The organism is Bradyrhizobium sp. CCBAU 65884 (assembly GCF_028128835.1).
Lineage (GTDB): Bacteria > Pseudomonadota > Alphaproteobacteria > Rhizobiales > Xanthobacteraceae > Bradyrhizobium > Bradyrhizobium ottawaense.
This window is the reverse complement of sequence record NZ_LBJU01000101.1, coordinates 1-13,652: the sequence shown is the minus strand read 5'-3', so window position 1 is coordinate 13,652 and position 13,652 is coordinate 1. Positions and strand designations below refer to the sequence as shown.

Annotated in this window: 13 protein-coding genes, 1 tRNA gene and 2 pseudogenes; 7 read left to right on the top strand and 9 right to left on the bottom strand. The window is 58.7% G+C overall.

Annotation, left to right across the window (positions count from 1 at the left end; translation table 11 throughout):
- Window positions 1-142: 142 nt before the first annotated feature.
- Complete coding sequence (locus tag XI03_RS10050; protein ID WP_271592036.1) at window positions 143-1,063, bottom strand: hypothetical protein; 921 nt, start codon at window positions 1,061-1,063, stop codon at window positions 143-145.
- 74 nt (window positions 1,064-1,137) lie between these two features.
- Window positions 1,138-1,713, bottom strand: coding sequence for a tyrosine-type recombinase/integrase (locus XI03_RS10045; RefSeq protein WP_271592035.1), 576 nt, complete (start codon window positions 1,711-1,713; stop codon window positions 1,138-1,140).
- A 333-nt stretch (window positions 1,714-2,046) separates the two neighbouring features.
- Here XI03_RS10045 and XI03_RS10040 point away from each other — a divergent pair.
- From XI03_RS10040 to XI03_RS10015, 5 genes and pseudogenes are all read left to right on the top strand, one after another.
- A pseudogene (locus XI03_RS10040) lies at window positions 2,047-2,661 on the top strand (IS256 family transposase); the annotation flags it as partial.
- A gap of 164 nt (window positions 2,662-2,825) precedes the next feature.
- Window positions 2,826-2,895: transfer RNA gene (locus tag XI03_RS10035), tRNA-Glu, on the top strand.
- 241 nt (window positions 2,896-3,136) lie between these two features.
- Window positions 3,137-4,120 carry a tyrosine-type recombinase/integrase gene (locus tag XI03_RS10030; protein WP_271592034.1) on the top strand — a complete coding sequence of 328 codons (984 nt, stop codon included), beginning with the start codon at window positions 3,137-3,139 and terminating at the stop codon, window positions 4,118-4,120.
- Window positions 4,121-4,528: 408 nt separating this feature from the next.
- A complete protein-coding gene (locus XI03_RS10020; RefSeq protein WP_271592033.1) occupies window positions 4,529-5,080 on the top strand; it encodes a YfbU family protein in 552 nt (183 codons plus the stop codon).
- 685 nt (window positions 5,081-5,765) lie between these two features.
- Window positions 5,766-6,050 (top strand): DUF3892 domain-containing protein, encoded by a 285-nt coding sequence (locus XI03_RS10015; protein WP_271592032.1) that lies wholly within the window; start codon window positions 5,766-5,768, stop codon window positions 6,048-6,050.
- A 270-nt stretch (window positions 6,051-6,320) separates the two neighbouring features.
- Here the strand turns inward: XI03_RS10015 and XI03_RS10010 are convergent, their stop codons facing one another.
- The 5 genes from XI03_RS10010 to XI03_RS09990 all read right to left on the bottom strand — a co-directional run bounded on the left by XI03_RS10010 (window position 6,321) and on the right by XI03_RS09990 (window position 11,371).
- Entirely contained in the window at window positions 6,321-6,659 is a 339-nt protein-coding gene (locus tag XI03_RS10010) for a hypothetical protein (RefSeq protein WP_271592031.1), read from the bottom strand.
- 968 nt (window positions 6,660-7,627) lie between these two features.
- A complete protein-coding gene (locus XI03_RS10005) occupies window positions 7,628-8,047 on the bottom strand; it encodes a hypothetical protein (protein WP_271592030.1) in 420 nt (139 codons plus the stop codon).
- A gap of 33 nt (window positions 8,048-8,080) precedes the next feature.
- On the bottom strand, window positions 8,081-10,312 hold the full coding sequence (locus XI03_RS10000) for a phage tail tape measure protein (protein ID WP_271592029.1): 2,232 nt from the start codon (window positions 10,310-10,312) through the stop codon (window positions 8,081-8,083).
- 32 nt (window positions 10,313-10,344) lie between these two features.
- On the bottom strand, window positions 10,345-10,815 hold the full coding sequence (locus tag XI03_RS09995; RefSeq protein ID WP_271592028.1) for an HNH endonuclease: 471 nt from the start codon (window positions 10,813-10,815) through the stop codon (window positions 10,345-10,347).
- Between the two features lie 205 nt (window positions 10,816-11,020).
- Entirely contained in the window at window positions 11,021-11,371 is a 351-nt protein-coding gene (locus XI03_RS09990) for a phage portal protein (protein WP_271592064.1), read from the bottom strand.
- A gap of 14 nt (window positions 11,372-11,385) precedes the next feature.
- Between XI03_RS09990 and tnpC the strand changes: the two are divergent.
- A pseudogene (gene tnpC / locus XI03_RS09980) lies at window positions 11,386-12,316 on the top strand (IS66 family transposase); the annotation flags it as partial.
- A gap of 68 nt (window positions 12,317-12,384) precedes the next feature.
- Window positions 12,385-12,702: a hypothetical protein gene (locus XI03_RS09975; protein WP_271592026.1), complete on the top strand. Its 318-nt coding sequence runs from the start codon at window positions 12,385-12,387 to the stop codon at window positions 12,700-12,702.
- Between the two features lie 15 nt (window positions 12,703-12,717).
- Here XI03_RS09975 and XI03_RS09970 read toward each other — a convergent pair whose 3' ends face one another.
- Together XI03_RS09970 and XI03_RS09965 are read right to left on the bottom strand one after the other, a co-directional pair.
- Window positions 12,718-13,104: a hypothetical protein gene (locus XI03_RS09970; RefSeq protein ID WP_271592025.1), complete on the bottom strand. Its 387-nt coding sequence runs from the start codon at window positions 13,102-13,104 to the stop codon at window positions 12,718-12,720.
- Window positions 13,105-13,152: 48 nt separating this feature from the next.
- A partial coding sequence (locus XI03_RS09965) for a hypothetical protein (RefSeq protein WP_271592024.1) occupies window positions 13,153-13,652 on the bottom strand: 500 nt, incomplete at its 5' end.

Here is a 13,652-nt window from a genome sequence, read left to right as displayed (position 1 = left end):
CGAGAAGAGTATTCAAACAATCTCGTCGTAAGTATAATAAAGCGTAGGCGTCAAAAACGCAACGACTTCAATACTTTAATTGCAGAAAAACTGCGCAAAAATAGAAGATGATTACTGTAATTTTAGCGCTTTTTTGACGCAATTACTGTGAACAATTACACGACGATAGATCGCATGACTTGCGATCATCAATATTGTTGCCGTTGCAGACGTTCAAACCGTCAGCAGCGCAGTAATGCCAAAGAGCGTGCTGAACAAAGCGCGGAAAATCCGCCGGAAAATCAGGATCAAACTGGCGCGCGTCGATCTGCGCCGAGACGCGCCGCAAGACCTCGGCGCAGCCGCCGTCGGCATAGCAACGGGGACCGTAAGGGTGAACCATGCCAAGTTGCGCCAAAATCCCGGTTCGGACCAGAAAGTTGTGAACCAGCCGATCCACGACGATCATGGCACTCCCCACTGCATACCAATCAGGACGGGCCTCGCGATCCGCCATCAAAACGGATGAAAGCGTCATCGTCAGAACCTTGTCCGAAACTCCAAAAACATGACGGGTCGGACCCACTAACGCCTCTTGAGCGGACCGATCGCCCAGTTCGCCCGTCGCCGCGAGCTGGTCATCGATCCACCCAAAAAGATCGGAATCGGCGACATCTCTGACAAACAGAAAGAAGCTGAACGCGGTCTGGTTGAGATGACCATTTCTCAGTGGAGCCTTGGGAACGGGGCACCGGCGGATGTAGCGCGGGTGGCTGCACGTGCGCCGAGTCTTGTCGTACCGGCAGCTCTCGTAGGTCCAATAACTGTCTAACAGGGGGCAAGCGGGATCACGCACCATTTGGCTGATCTCATGCCAGGTGATGCCGCCATGGGCGTGAAGATAAGACGCGGCCACCCTGTCCGAAATCCCCTGGAAGCTGAAGGTCTCGACCATCCAGTCAAATAGCGGCGGTGTGTTTCGAGCGCGCACGATCTGGTGGAGGTCCGGATCTGGTGAGCTGACGCTGATCTGAGGCGCCAACGAGGGCAGGCCAGTGCCATTTCGGCAAATGGCGCCGATCAAGCTGGCGGCGGATCTGACCGCCGCTCCGGTCGGGCGGCAGGGTTGCGCCGGCACTGCCAATGATCGGGACTTCGCTAAATCAAAGATACCAGCCTCCTCTGGGCGTCGCTGTCGCCGTCAATATACCGCTCGGTCGTTTGGATCGAACAGTGGCCGGCCAGGAGCTGGACATCCCTTAAGGAGCCGCCGGCCTTGTGAACGAGCCGTGCGGCTCGCGTAATAAAGGTTCGCCGTCCTGAATGAGAGGAGCAGCCGCTGAGGCCAATCGCTTGAAATGCGCGATTGAACCAGACCATGATGCTCAGTGGCGTCATCGGTCCGCCGCGTTCCGATCGCGCGATTGGTCCGTTTCCCGGAGATAGCTTTCGTAACGCGATGAGTGCCTGTCGCAGATCCTGTTGGACCGGGATTCGGCGGCCGTGTCGCCGCTTTGCGACGCTGTCCCGTACCTCGATTGTCGCGCCAATCTCGCCTTCGGCGCCTTCAACCATATCCCATGTCAACTTGGCAATCTCGGCGGCGCGCAAGCCTGCCTTCAGCGACAAGAGAACGATAACGCGATTTCTATCCGGGTGCCGGGTCGTGCCGGCGAAGAAGAGCAAGTCTCGCGCCGCTTGATCAGAAAAGATCTTGGCTTGCTTGCCTGCCATCTCGATCAAACCGAATGCTAGATTCTAGCCGTTCGGCCGATCGACGCAACATAATAAATGCTTATCAGTTCGTTGGACGCGATGACCTTTCAGAAGAGATCAGCGCATCCGGATGAGAGGTGCTCGGCGACTGATGAGGCTTTGAGAGTTTGCTTAAGAGTGCGATCTGGATAGCTCGCGAGGCGAGATTACTCGATGTTGTAAATCATTATGTAAACAAGAGAGGAGGGAGCCGGGGATGTCCCGGGTTCTGTTGAATTTCTGAAGAGGTCGGCGTTGCCCACCTTGAGCCGGTAGGCTCGGGGTGCTGATTCCACAAAGGAGAGCAACGCCATGACGAGAGATATCACATCGGCTGGTTCGCCGGCGACCGGGGCTGTGGACGAAGCGTTTGCAGAAGTGCGGGCGAGCTTTGATCGGTTCTGCCTTGCGGCGGGGATCGAGGCGCTCGGCACGATGATGGAGGCGGATGTGACGGCGGCCTGCGGGCCGCGCCACGGTCGCGATGCGGCGCGGCGGGCGCACCGTTGGGGCCGAACGCGGGGACGGATCGGCTTCCACGGCGGCAAGATCGAGCTCGAGCGCCCGCGGGTCCGGGGCGTGGACGGCCGCGAGGTCACGATCCCGAGCTGGGAAACGGCGGCGGAGGAGGATTGGCTCGGTCGCTGGGCGATGAACCTGATGCTGATCAATGTGTCGACGCGCCGGTTCGGCCGCGCTGTCCGGTTGCCCGAGGGTGACGTGCCGGCATCGCCCGGATCGGGGGTTTCGAAGTCGGCGGCCTCGCGGAGGTTCGTAGCGCTGTCGGCGGCGCGGCTGGCCGACTTCATGGCTGCCGATCTGTCCGCGCTCGACCTTCTGGTGGTCCAAATCGACGGGCTGCATCTCGGCGACGATCTCGTGCTGGTCGCCGCGATCGGGGTTGACGGCGAAGGCAACAAGCATCCGGACGATCAACCCCGCTGCCCACGTCACGAGGCCCGCGTAACATTCATTCCGGCAACGTCGATCCGACCTAGTTCAACAGCGATCGGGACAACCCCTCAGAAGGCGCAGTACTGATAAGCTTTTGACAGAAACCTTATCAGTTGCCGATGAGGTAGCCACGAAGCAGTTGTTCTGCATTCTTAACGCTGCCCTCTCAAGGCTGAAACAGGGGTTCGATTCCCCTAGGGAGCGCCAAGACCAAAAAAGCACGTTGATTTCATTTGTGTTTTTGGTCTGAGCGTCAACTGATCGCCCAAGGGAATGACCGCCTTGACAGTTCCGGCCCCGTTCCCCCATGCTCAGGCATGCAGAACCGTCGCAGACTTCCCGGTACGTCCAAGGCTTTTTAGACAGCCACGGCCACCCGCGCCACTACGTCCGCAAGAAAGGAGTACCGCGCGCCACCCTGCCAGGTCTGCCCTGGTCGGAAGAGTTCATGCGGGCCTACGCAACCGCCCTAGAGACGGGCACCAAGGCCGGTCAGGCGAAAAGCCCTCCCGAACCGGGCAAGCCGCGCACGCCCATCAAAACCGTCCCCGCTGGCAGTATGGCGGCCCTGATCCGGCACTACAAAAAGTCCAAGTTTCCCGAGCTGGGGCAGGTAACTCAAGACAACTACACCCGCCTGTTCGCCCGGCTTGAAGTGGCCGCTGGAAGCCTGCCCGTCGCCAAGATCACGGAAGACGACATTCAGCGCATGGTCGACGAACGGGCCGCTGAGGGCGGCATCGAGGCCGGGAACAGTACGCGGCGAATCTTCCGGCTGCTCATGGCGTTCGCCAAGGATCACAAATACCGGAAGGACAATCCGGCCAAGGACATCAGAAAGAAGCGTCGACCGAAGGGCGCGAAGAAAGGCTGGGACACGCTATCGGAAACCAACATTGCCAAGTTCTTCGCGCGGTGGCCCCTCGGCACTCGGCAGCATGTCGCCATGACCGTACTGCTCTACACCGGCCAGCGGCGCGGCGATGCGGTCAGGCTTGGACCTCACAGCGTGGTCGGCGGCAAATTCGATCTCGATAACCTGACCGATTGCAGCATCGAAGTCCGCCAGAACAAAACCGGCAAAGAGCTGGAAATCCCACTAGCTGCGCAACTCGCGGCCGCACTGAAGGCCTGCAAGATTTCAGCCGATGCGCCCGCATTCATCCTGACTGAACGCGGAAAGCCTTACAGCGACAAGTCGTTTACCGGCAAGTTCTCAGCCTGGGGCAAAGCAGCCGGGATCACGACGCAATGCAGTCCCCACACATTGCGCTTCGCGGCGGCCCGTCGACTTGCCGAGCTGGGCTTATCGCTGAAGGTGATTGCCAGCATCACGGGCCACGACAGCTTGAAAGAGCTGGAACGGTACACGAAGGCTGCGGAGCAAAGGCTGCTCGCCAAGCAGGCTATTGCCGCGTTAGGCTCACACTAGCCCACGAGTTCGCGTCTTCCGCATCGCCCGAGAGGACTTCGAACGCACGGTCGATCAGCCTCATGTCCCACAGAACAACGCCGCCTCGCCTGATGGGCTTGGGCATGGTGCCGTCCTCAACCCACTTGTCGATGTGGACGGAGACACCCCGACGTAGAACGCAGCGTCTTCACGGCGCAAGCCCCTGCGAGGGCGCGTGAACGCGGATTGATTGGGGCTTTCCGTTCTGACCATCGGCAGACCTTCAGGGGCGACAAGCATCAGCCCTGTAGTCGCACGGTTTTTCGGAATCTGTCTATTAAATAGCCCCAGCATCGGACTTCTCAACTCGCCCCTACCACATGTCGCTGTTGTACCGCACGCTCTGATTGTGCAGAATAGATGGCCCATATAGACCGGGAGCGATCTATGAAGTTATCAGACGGCGAGAAGCTAATCCTCCTCATGCTTGCCGACATCTACAAAGCGATGAAGATCAAAGGTGAGATCGACCCGGATTTCATCTCCAACACGATCTTCAAAGATCAGCTATGGGGCTTCAACTGGGAGCTTTCCGGAATTCCGTTCGAGGCTGCCGAGGACCCATCGGAAGTGCGGGAAACGACAGACTTCCTCGACATGTGGATTTTCTTGGAGGAAAGCTATGAGGCATTGGAGCCAGCCGAAAAGAAGCAGCTAGAGAGAGATGCAGAGCCTTTCGGAACGGACGTCAAATTCCCGGGGTTCGATGCGAACAACGAGCCGCACTACCACGTTGCCAGTTACATGTTGAACGACATGCGGCATCGCTTCGATTACTTCAAGGGGCGCAATCTCAATTCGCATAGTCACTCAGTTGACGCGTACAGGCGCATGTACCGTGTGTTCGAGCCGATCCGTGATAGGCTCCACAATCGAAGACTAAATTTGGCTGAGTTGACCGAGATACTCAAGGCGCGGGTGCATTCAAGCTATCGCTAGGCGGGCGCGTCATTGGCGGGTAGTTCTCCCGCTTGCGCGTCAGGCACAGTTGCCATCTGCTCATGCTCAAAGACTGATCGGCCGCACGGGCCTGATTGGCTGCAAGCACCGCAAGCGCCTGTGAGCGTAGGGACGAGATGTGCCGCTCGAATGTGTGCATCCGTTGGGGCCGCCCGACTTAAGTTGGTGGGTAAGGGTCGCGCCCATATACCCACTCGCTTCTGAACCTTTTGTCGTGGCCTTGGACTAGAACCTGCGCGTCGTTTCCTGCCTGCCCCTGCTCGTGGGCGTTTTCCACTGCGACACCGATGGCCTCTTGCTCAGTGGCATATGGGCCGGCCCGAGTACACATCCTTGAGCGAAACAGCCCATTGACCCTTGTAGCGCGTGACGAAGTATTGAACACCCGGTCATCGGCATAACCTCTGGTGAACACCACCCGCTCGGATCATCCTTGGTAGAAGTTAGCGGCCACGTGACTCGGCGCCCGTGCATACGAAAAGCGCTGTCCCTACCACGCGCGCCGCTAACTCCACCGCGCCAGCCTCAAAGCAGCGGAAGAAGCTCGCGGTGGGATACATTCATCGGGGAAAGCCCCCGGCACAACTACCAGAATCGGTCGGCCCCACGTCGTCAGACACGCTCTAAGCTGGTCCGACAGCGTGCAGAAATGGGAGACACCCGCATGGCAAAACGCGTGCGCATTCGTTGCATAAACAAGACCGACAGACCCAACGCACATGAGAGAGTTAAGAATGTTGGCGGGCTGAATTCAGACGGAACGCGGTGGAAGCTATCGGTCGAAAAGGCTATCCGAGACATCGAAAGCCACGAGTGGGAGTACTACGTCGAGGAATCTGGCAAGACTGCGCGCGTCATCGTCGCCACGCACAACGGACACAAATACATCAAAACAGCTGCGGACGGAATCCAACCGGACAACCTCCTTTCGCTCCCTGAGTGTCCGTGATGTCTATCGATCCTTCAGATCGCAGGCAGTGCGGGCGAGACTCGGCGCTGTTCGGTTGCGTTCGATCAGACGCTGTCCCTATCCCGCCCGCACTGCCATTTTTGAAGTTAGCGGAAACGTGACTCGGCGCTGACCGTTCTGGTGCCATCGCGCTGTCCCTGCCACGTCCCGCTAACCCGGGGGCTCCGTATCCGCACTGGCTGACTAAAAGCTGACGAGGCTGCGCGGCCATACATAAAACGAAAAGCGCCCCGTGTGGGCCGTTCAAATCTAGCCACCTTCCACGGTGGTGCGTTCAATCTGCTCCGGGCAATCTTGCAGCCAAGCAAACACGTCCTCAAGGCTGTAAGGCGTTACGACCTCACGGGCGTCGGGTCCAAGGCCGGGACCTTCTATAAGATAAAAGCGCCAATCGGGTGTTCTGACCATACGATCCCGTATCTCAATCCGCACACGCGTGGTCGGGTCGCAGTCATCAAATACACGCGTCGCGAAACAAAATGCGTTGGCGAGTTCCTGTGCCGTTGGTTTCCGTTTTTGCGCGCGCCGAATTACGACTTTGGTTCTTTGCGCGCCCGCATCCGTTTGGAGTCCAGATTGTACCGCCATGATCGTCGTGCTCCGTCTTTTGGATCAACCGGGTATCGGCTGACTGGCCGTGAGCATTCCTCGACTTCCTGTAGGTCTTCAATCTGGGAATACTGCGGATTGACCGAAAGCGAGTTTCGGATATAATACATCCATAACTTGTAAGGTTTGTAATGCGACCTACCTTACAGCACTGAGCGACTTAACGCCGCTCGGTGATAGATCGATGTCTGTGAGAAAGCAGCGTGGATGCGACTCGGCGCCTTTATCGACCGGGGGCCTTAGGTAAAGGCGCTGTCCCTGCCGCATCCGCACTTCCGGGGAAGTCAGAAGCGACGTGAGCCTCCCTCTGGAGAGCAAAGGAAAGCACGGTCACTATCGCGTGCTGCTAACTTCGGTGGCCAGCCCTGAATCTCAGACCGTTAGGCCCGTTACCACGGGATGCAATGGAGGCTAGCGGGAAAGCTATCCGAAGTGACCTACCAGGATTGGTGGTCAGGAAGACCGAGCGACTTAACGCCTCTCAGCCCTATCAGGCTTGCAATTTCCGAGAGTTCGTGTCGTTTAACACCCCGTCGGTGCGGACCGCCATGTTCTTGTCTCGCAAGAGACCTCATAGACGATGTCCGCACCGACCTCCGCCCTATCAGTCTTTCAGAGCGATCAGAGCGGTGCGAATGGTGCGCTGACCTCCCCATATCGCTGCTTTAGCCGCCGCAGTCTGTGAAGGCCGAGCGCTCTTTCAAGCATCGGTTCGCCGCAACATTTCATCACGACCCTGATGGCACGAGCCGGAATGTCCTGCCGTCGTGAAGCCGCCCAAGCAAGGAACGGCAACACCACCTCAGGAAGCTCATCGGTTAGACGCAGGACGTTGATCGCATCGCCCCCGCATCGCCTAAGCTTCGCAAGCGCGTGAGCCAGGACATCGGGGCAATCAGTTTCGACAGGGGCAGTGCGCGGTGCGAACTGTAGTTTTGCTACGCCCATCACTCTAAACCCCTGCCGAGCCTTACGACCTTCACTTCGATACGCGTGACGCTGTCGGATTTGATGTCGGTCACCTCGAAGGCTTCGCCCGTGCGGATGAGCGTGATGCGATAGCTTGGCAGCAACGGCCACGGCAACGCCTTGTGATCGAAACTGAAGATAGGGACGCTTGTGGTGATTAGCGGGCTCAGCGAGTGGCCGCGCGTGTGCACCTTGCCTTCACCCATTACAACAGTTTCAGGCTTGGCTGTGAATACGGCGACCGCCAGGACAGCCCTGTCAGGCTGAGGGTCTCCGGGGAAGTTGGGCCTCCCCGGAGTAACGGGCGTTACCAAGACTGGCTCGCCCATGGTCGCGTCGACGGCCGCGCTGACCCTCTGCATGCCAGCGCGCCACGACTGTGGAAATAGCATCGTCATTCTTGTGATCCTGTCGGCGGCCCTCGTGTAGACTTAACCGAGTTGTCGCCAGGTCCGTGCATTGACGTTCCGAGCTGGCCGTTGAGTTGAACGCGTGACGCCGCTTCTGCACGAGTCACAACGGAAGTATGCGGACGGCTCGACTGTGACCGTGATGTTCTGGTGCATCTCGGCCGAACCTTCCACGGTCCCGTGCACTTCGGTCGACGTTGATACCTTGCCGTCACCCCAACCCTGCGAGGGCCGAGTTGACCCCGCAATGATGGAATCCTGCCAGCCCTGAGACTGTACGCCCGTGTCGCCTGAAGGAAGCCTTCCGAGATCAGGCTGCAAGATCGCATCGGTCCTAAGCGCTCTGTGCCCGCCGCCAGTCCTGGGATTGTAGTTATCGGAATCGGTCTCCCAAGGTAGCGCCGTGGTCATCCCCGTGAGGTTTGTAAACGTCAGCTTTTTGCCGCCCCCAACTCTCGGGTTGCTGTTAGTTTCTGAAGGCGGAATGCTCTGCATGAACTGGATGGCCTCATACACGCCTGCCGCCACGAGGGTTGCCGGTACGACCGCGCCAGCGATCTTGCCCGCTTTGCCGATCAACCCGCCTGCCGCGCCCGCTGCCCCTCCGGCCGTGTTAGCACCGCCCGCAATCACTGCGCTGCCAGCCAATCTCTGCAAGGCCGCAGACGCTTCGACCGCTGACGTGGTCAGCGTTGCGAACGTCTTGACGAACATGCCGCCCGCTGTAATTCCCGCAACTGCGGTGCCTACTGCCGCGAACTGAGTGGCAAAGGACTGCATAGACGGGCTGAGCGTATTGAACGCATTCGCGACCGCCGTAGCCCCATTCACAAGTGGGGTGATCCAGCCCTCTGAAGACTTCACGAGAGTGTTTTGCAGAGCATCGAACGAAGCGGTTAGTCTGTCCGTCGCGGCGGCCAGCCCCTGAGACATTTCCTCGAAGACCTTCTGCGAATAACCGTCCGCGTGTTGCTGATCGTTCTTTGCGTCTTCATACTGTTGGCGTGCACCCAACAGCGCGTTCGCACGTGCGCCCTGTTTGTCACCCAGGAAGGCTTGAAGCAGCATGGGGTTATTCGCGCTCAGCATTCTGTCAAGCAGATCTCCGCCGCGAATGCCGCCCTTGGTCAGGTCGAAGTAATCGTTCGCGGTTTTGGTCAGGTGCTTGCGATCAGTCTCTGAGAGCTTTTCGCCATCAGACGTTCGGGCTTTGACCACAGCCTCAGCGAACTTGCCGCGATCAGACAGCAGCTCATCGCCTTGTTCTTCGATGGAGCGGTTGAACGTGTCGATGGCCTGCTTCGAGAGGCTCTTGCCGAACTTGCGAGCGAGTGACGCTGACAGCCCTTCGCCTGAGATAGTGCCGTGCGAAGAGTATTCGTCCAGGGTGATTCCGTTCTGCGCTGCGGCCTCACGGCCCTTTGCTGTCGGGGCCATCATTCTAGCATAAAACTGGCGTGCAAAAACGCCGCCTTCACTACCCACGATGCCACTGCGCCGGAGAGCCATGCCCATGGCTAGATTCTGCTCGGGCGAGACATTGACCGTATGGGCCGCTGCTGCGGAATAGCGGGTGTAGTCGAGCACGTCTTCAAACGACATGTTGGACTTCTTAGTGGCAACGGCCGCTAGGTCGTTCAGGTGTTTGACTTTACGTGCCGCATCGGAGGGATTATCGAAGTGGACCCCGTACTGCGAGATCATTGCCTCTTGCAGCTCTGCGTTGCGTTCGGCAGTGACGCCCATCGCCTTCGCGCCAATTGCGGTCGGTTCGGTGATCGCGAGGTTAGTAGCTGCGTCGTACCGCAGGCGCCCGAATATCTCGTGGTCCTTCTGCGTACTCTCAACCTTATCGCCTGTACGCGCTGCAAGCTCGTTTTGCTGTTTCCGGAGGCGCACCATTTCGGCCTCGGTATAGCCCGTGCGCGCCTTGATCGACTGATCTTCGCGAAGGTATGGGATCGCATGCTTGATTGTATCTATGCCAGCATGTGCGACGCGGAGGCTTGCGTAACCAGCTACGGTTGCGGCTATTGCTTTGTGGGCTGCGTGTACTTGGTGCAGCACGCCAAGGTGCTTTTGAGCGGCGGCCGTGGCAGTGTTAAGTCCAGCGGCGTGCTTTCCCAAGCCGTCGCCGCTAAAGGCTTCCTTCGCTACTCTTTCCGCCTGTTTGAGTGTAGCGATGAGTTCTCGCAGCTTGGGCGATGCAAGATCGTTCGCCGAGATAGTTGCTGTAACTGAGGGGTTAGACAAGGGTTACCTCGTTTGTCTTTGTGCGGCCCACCTCACTGCAATGCATACAGATCGGGCCAGTAGTCATCGTGCTTCGTCAGGTTCATGCCTGCCGGAATTGCGATCAGATTGTTTAGGTGATGCAAGCCGCCCTTCGAGAGCGGCAAGATGTGATCGACGTGCCAGGTGGTGCCCGTCTCTCGCGTCTTGGTTTCTGCCTCCGCGTAGATCGCCTTGATGCGGGCCATTTCATCTTGCGTAAGCGGGACGGTTGCCTTGCGCTTGCGGGCGCGTCTGTTGGCGTTGATCGTGTTACGCTTGTCGCGGTTGGCCTTCTCCCATGCAGCCCCCTGTGTCGCGCGCTTGTCGCAGTTGGCTGCGTAGTAAGCGGCGCCGTAGGCCGCAAGCTTTTCGCGATTGGCCTCGCGGTAGGATGCGCTCTTACACACCCGCGAACAAAAACGCACGTCGCGTCGCTTAGCCTCAAACTCAACGCCACAACGCTCACAGACTTTCTGCACCATCACCCTCGCCCCATCTCATGTTGTGCAAGTGAAAAGGCCGCCCAGCTAGAGCGGCCCCACTATCGCTTTCGTCGCTTCTCGCGGTACGCGTCCAATTCAACGAACATATCTGCGTATCTGGCGAGCTTATCCAGCGACATGTCCTCGACGTGTGCGGCATCGACGTGACGGTCACCGATCAAGGCAGCCATCGGCCGTCTAGCCGCTAGGTATCCATCGCGTCGGCCGTCGAGAGTGTCCTCAGCGCCGCGTCGCGGGGCAAGTCACTTTCGACCGTGGCCGCAACCATGCTTTGCACGAGCGCGGCAGCCAGGCCAAATTCCCGCAACGTCGACTTGGAATGCGCAGGCGTGAGTGCGGCAGCAAGCGGCGAGATGCCCCGGATTTGGCCAGGGACGATGAGGTCAAAAAGATGACCAACTCGCGTTCGACCCCAAGATGTGCGGGCCTTCACGAAGACCGCCTGAGGCGCTGAGCTGAAGTTGCCAAGCACAAACGGCCTGATCCAATAGCCCTCAACCCTGCCGTTCTTATCGAACTGCACGCCCTGCATGATGCTGCCCCCGCCATCGGGCGACTCTGGGCAACTGGTCCGGCCGCGCCTGCTTCCATCTTCAGCCCATCGCGGACCACATGCGCCGCCACCTGGCCATGGCGGATCGCCTGTTCATGGACGAGACCACGGCACCGGTGCTTGATCCGGGGCGAGGTCAAACGAAGAAAGGCTACTTCTGGGCGATCGCGTCAGACGACCGTGGCCACAGCGGCCTAAGTCCACCGATCGTGTTGTTCCGATATGCCCCCGGTCGCAGCGGCGCCTTCGCGGAGCAGTTCCTGGACGGCTTTGGCGGAAGCTTCCTGCAATGCGATGCCTACGACGGGTATTGACCGGCTGACCGAAGTCGTTCGACCGCAAGGGCCTTGGACGCTCGTGCATTGCTGGAGCCATTTGCGCCGGCGCTTTGTGAAATTGGCCCGCAACAGCAAGTCGCCGATCGCCGAGGCCGCCATTCGGCACATCGCCCAGCTTTACGCCATCGAAGCCATGGCGCGCGGTGCATCGCCGGACATCCGGCTGGCCGCGCGCAAGGAGCACTCGCTGCCCATGGTCGCCGCGTTGAGGTCCTGGTTCGAGAAACAGCTGTCGATGATCTCCAGCGGTTCGACACTCGCCGAGGATATCCGCTATGCGCTCAATCATTGGCAGGGGCTGACCCGCTTCCTCGAAGACGGCCGTCTCGAGCTCGACACCAACCCGGTCGAGAACGCCATCCGGCCGATCTGCTTGACCAGGAAAAATGCGCTCTTCGCCGAACATGAAATCGGGGCGGAAAACTGGGCTTTGCTCGCCTCGATCGTCGCCACCTGCAAACTCAACGACGTAAACCCTGCTGCCTACATCGCCGAAACACTCGAGGCGATCATCGACGGCCATCCCCATAGCAGGATCGAAGACCTCATGCCATGGCGATTCCGCAAAGCGTCAAGCCTGCATCAATAGGGTGATCGCTAAGCGCTTACATTTCGGCGGCCTCTCGCGAGAGTCCGACTTCAGAGGGAGCGAACCCGTTGTTGGTAATTTTATTTGTGGTTGGAGCGATCATCGGTGGAATAGCTGTTCTCAACAATGTGCGGCGCAGGGCTCGCAGGCAGCGTCTCGTTGCCAAATATGGAGAGCAAATCGCAGACATGATAATTGCGCGCCAAGTCTGGCAGGGAATGACGGAAGAGCAGCTTGTGGAGGCCTGGGGCGCTCCCGTGGATCGCGACTACGAAGTCAAGAAAGCCAAGACCAAGGAGACCTGGAAATATGGGCAAACGGGGAAGAACCGTTTCAGCAATCGAGTCTATCTAGAAGACGGTATCGTGATTGGCTGGAAGCAGTAGGCCACAAGGACCGAACTAGCCGGACACCGCTTTATAGTTCACATCCGCTTGAAGATAGGCTTTGTAAGCTGCCTCTACAGGCCCTCGCAATTGGGCCCGTGCGTGAAGAATCCTTCCGTGAAGCTGTTGAAGCTCTTCATAGCCGCTCCGGACGGCTTGCTCTAGCTTCCGACGCTCGACGGAAATCTCGTGCTCGATCTTGTCCATGTCACGGCGATCTACGCCAGTTGCTGCGTTGAATACGAAGCGCTTCTCCAGCGACTGTCGCCAAGAGTACAGAACGCCACACAGCTTCGGTCCAAATCCGGGCACTGACTCGACCGCTGGCCCAAGAAGGTCAGCAGCGGTCTCGATGCCGTAGGATTGCAGGGTGCGTTTCCGCCCTTCGCCGATGCCATCCAATTTTGCCTTGTCGATCTCGAAATGGTCGAGATAGCGTGAGAGCTGCGCCTACCTCACCGACTTCTTGAGCTTATCTAGTTTTGAGGCACGTACTTGCGGGAGATAGTCAATAGCGGTCCGAAGCTTCAGCACCTCTTGCTTCTTCGCGTCGAACGTGGCGGAGCCGGTTCGTTCGGCCCATTGCTGCTGGGCGCGTAGCCAATTTTGCTTTGTGGCTGCCTCTGCGTCCCGAAATTTGTAGACATCGCTCGACCTATCAAGCCACCTACGTGCGCCAAAGAAGGCGAGAAGAGCGGCGACAAGCAGGATGAGGGGCGCTGGAGCCTTCAGACCGCCAAAGACGCCAAAACCACCGATCAATAGCGCGAAGCCGAACGCCAAAATGTTTGCACGCTTGAACGAGCCCGCGATTGACACTGCTTCGGCGCTGGCATCTGGACGCCCCACGCGGATGTCAGGAGATGGTCCCGGGCTAGTGTCTTGAACCAGAAGTTCGCAACATCGGGTCTTGTTTTTCCGGGGCACTGTAACGACAGAAGCGCTCGATG

Excerpts from the sequence above, each read along its gene's own strand:
- XI03_RS10045 (WP_271592035.1), bottom strand. The coding sequence starts at position 1,713 with ATGGCAGGCAAGCAAGCCAAGATCTTTTCTGATCAAGCGGCGCGAGAC.
- XI03_RS10030 (WP_271592034.1), top strand. The coding sequence starts at position 3,137 with ATGCGGGCCTACGCAACCGCCCTAGAGACGGGCACCAAGGCCGGTCAG.
- XI03_RS10020 (WP_271592033.1), top strand. The coding sequence starts at position 4,529 with ATGAAGTTATCAGACGGCGAGAAGCTAATCCTCCTCATGCTTGCCGAC.
- XI03_RS10015 (WP_271592032.1), top strand. The coding sequence starts at position 5,766 with ATGGCAAAACGCGTGCGCATTCGTTGCATAAACAAGACCGACAGACCC.
- XI03_RS10010 (WP_271592031.1), bottom strand. The coding sequence starts at position 6,659 with ATGGCGGTACAATCTGGACTCCAAACGGATGCGGGCGCGCAAAGAACC.
- XI03_RS10005 (WP_271592030.1), bottom strand. The coding sequence starts at position 8,047 with ATGACGATGCTATTTCCACAGTCGTGGCGCGCTGGCATGCAGAGGGTC.
- XI03_RS09995 (WP_271592028.1), bottom strand. The coding sequence starts at position 10,815 with ATGGTGCAGAAAGTCTGTGAGCGTTGTGGCGTTGAGTTTGAGGCTAAG.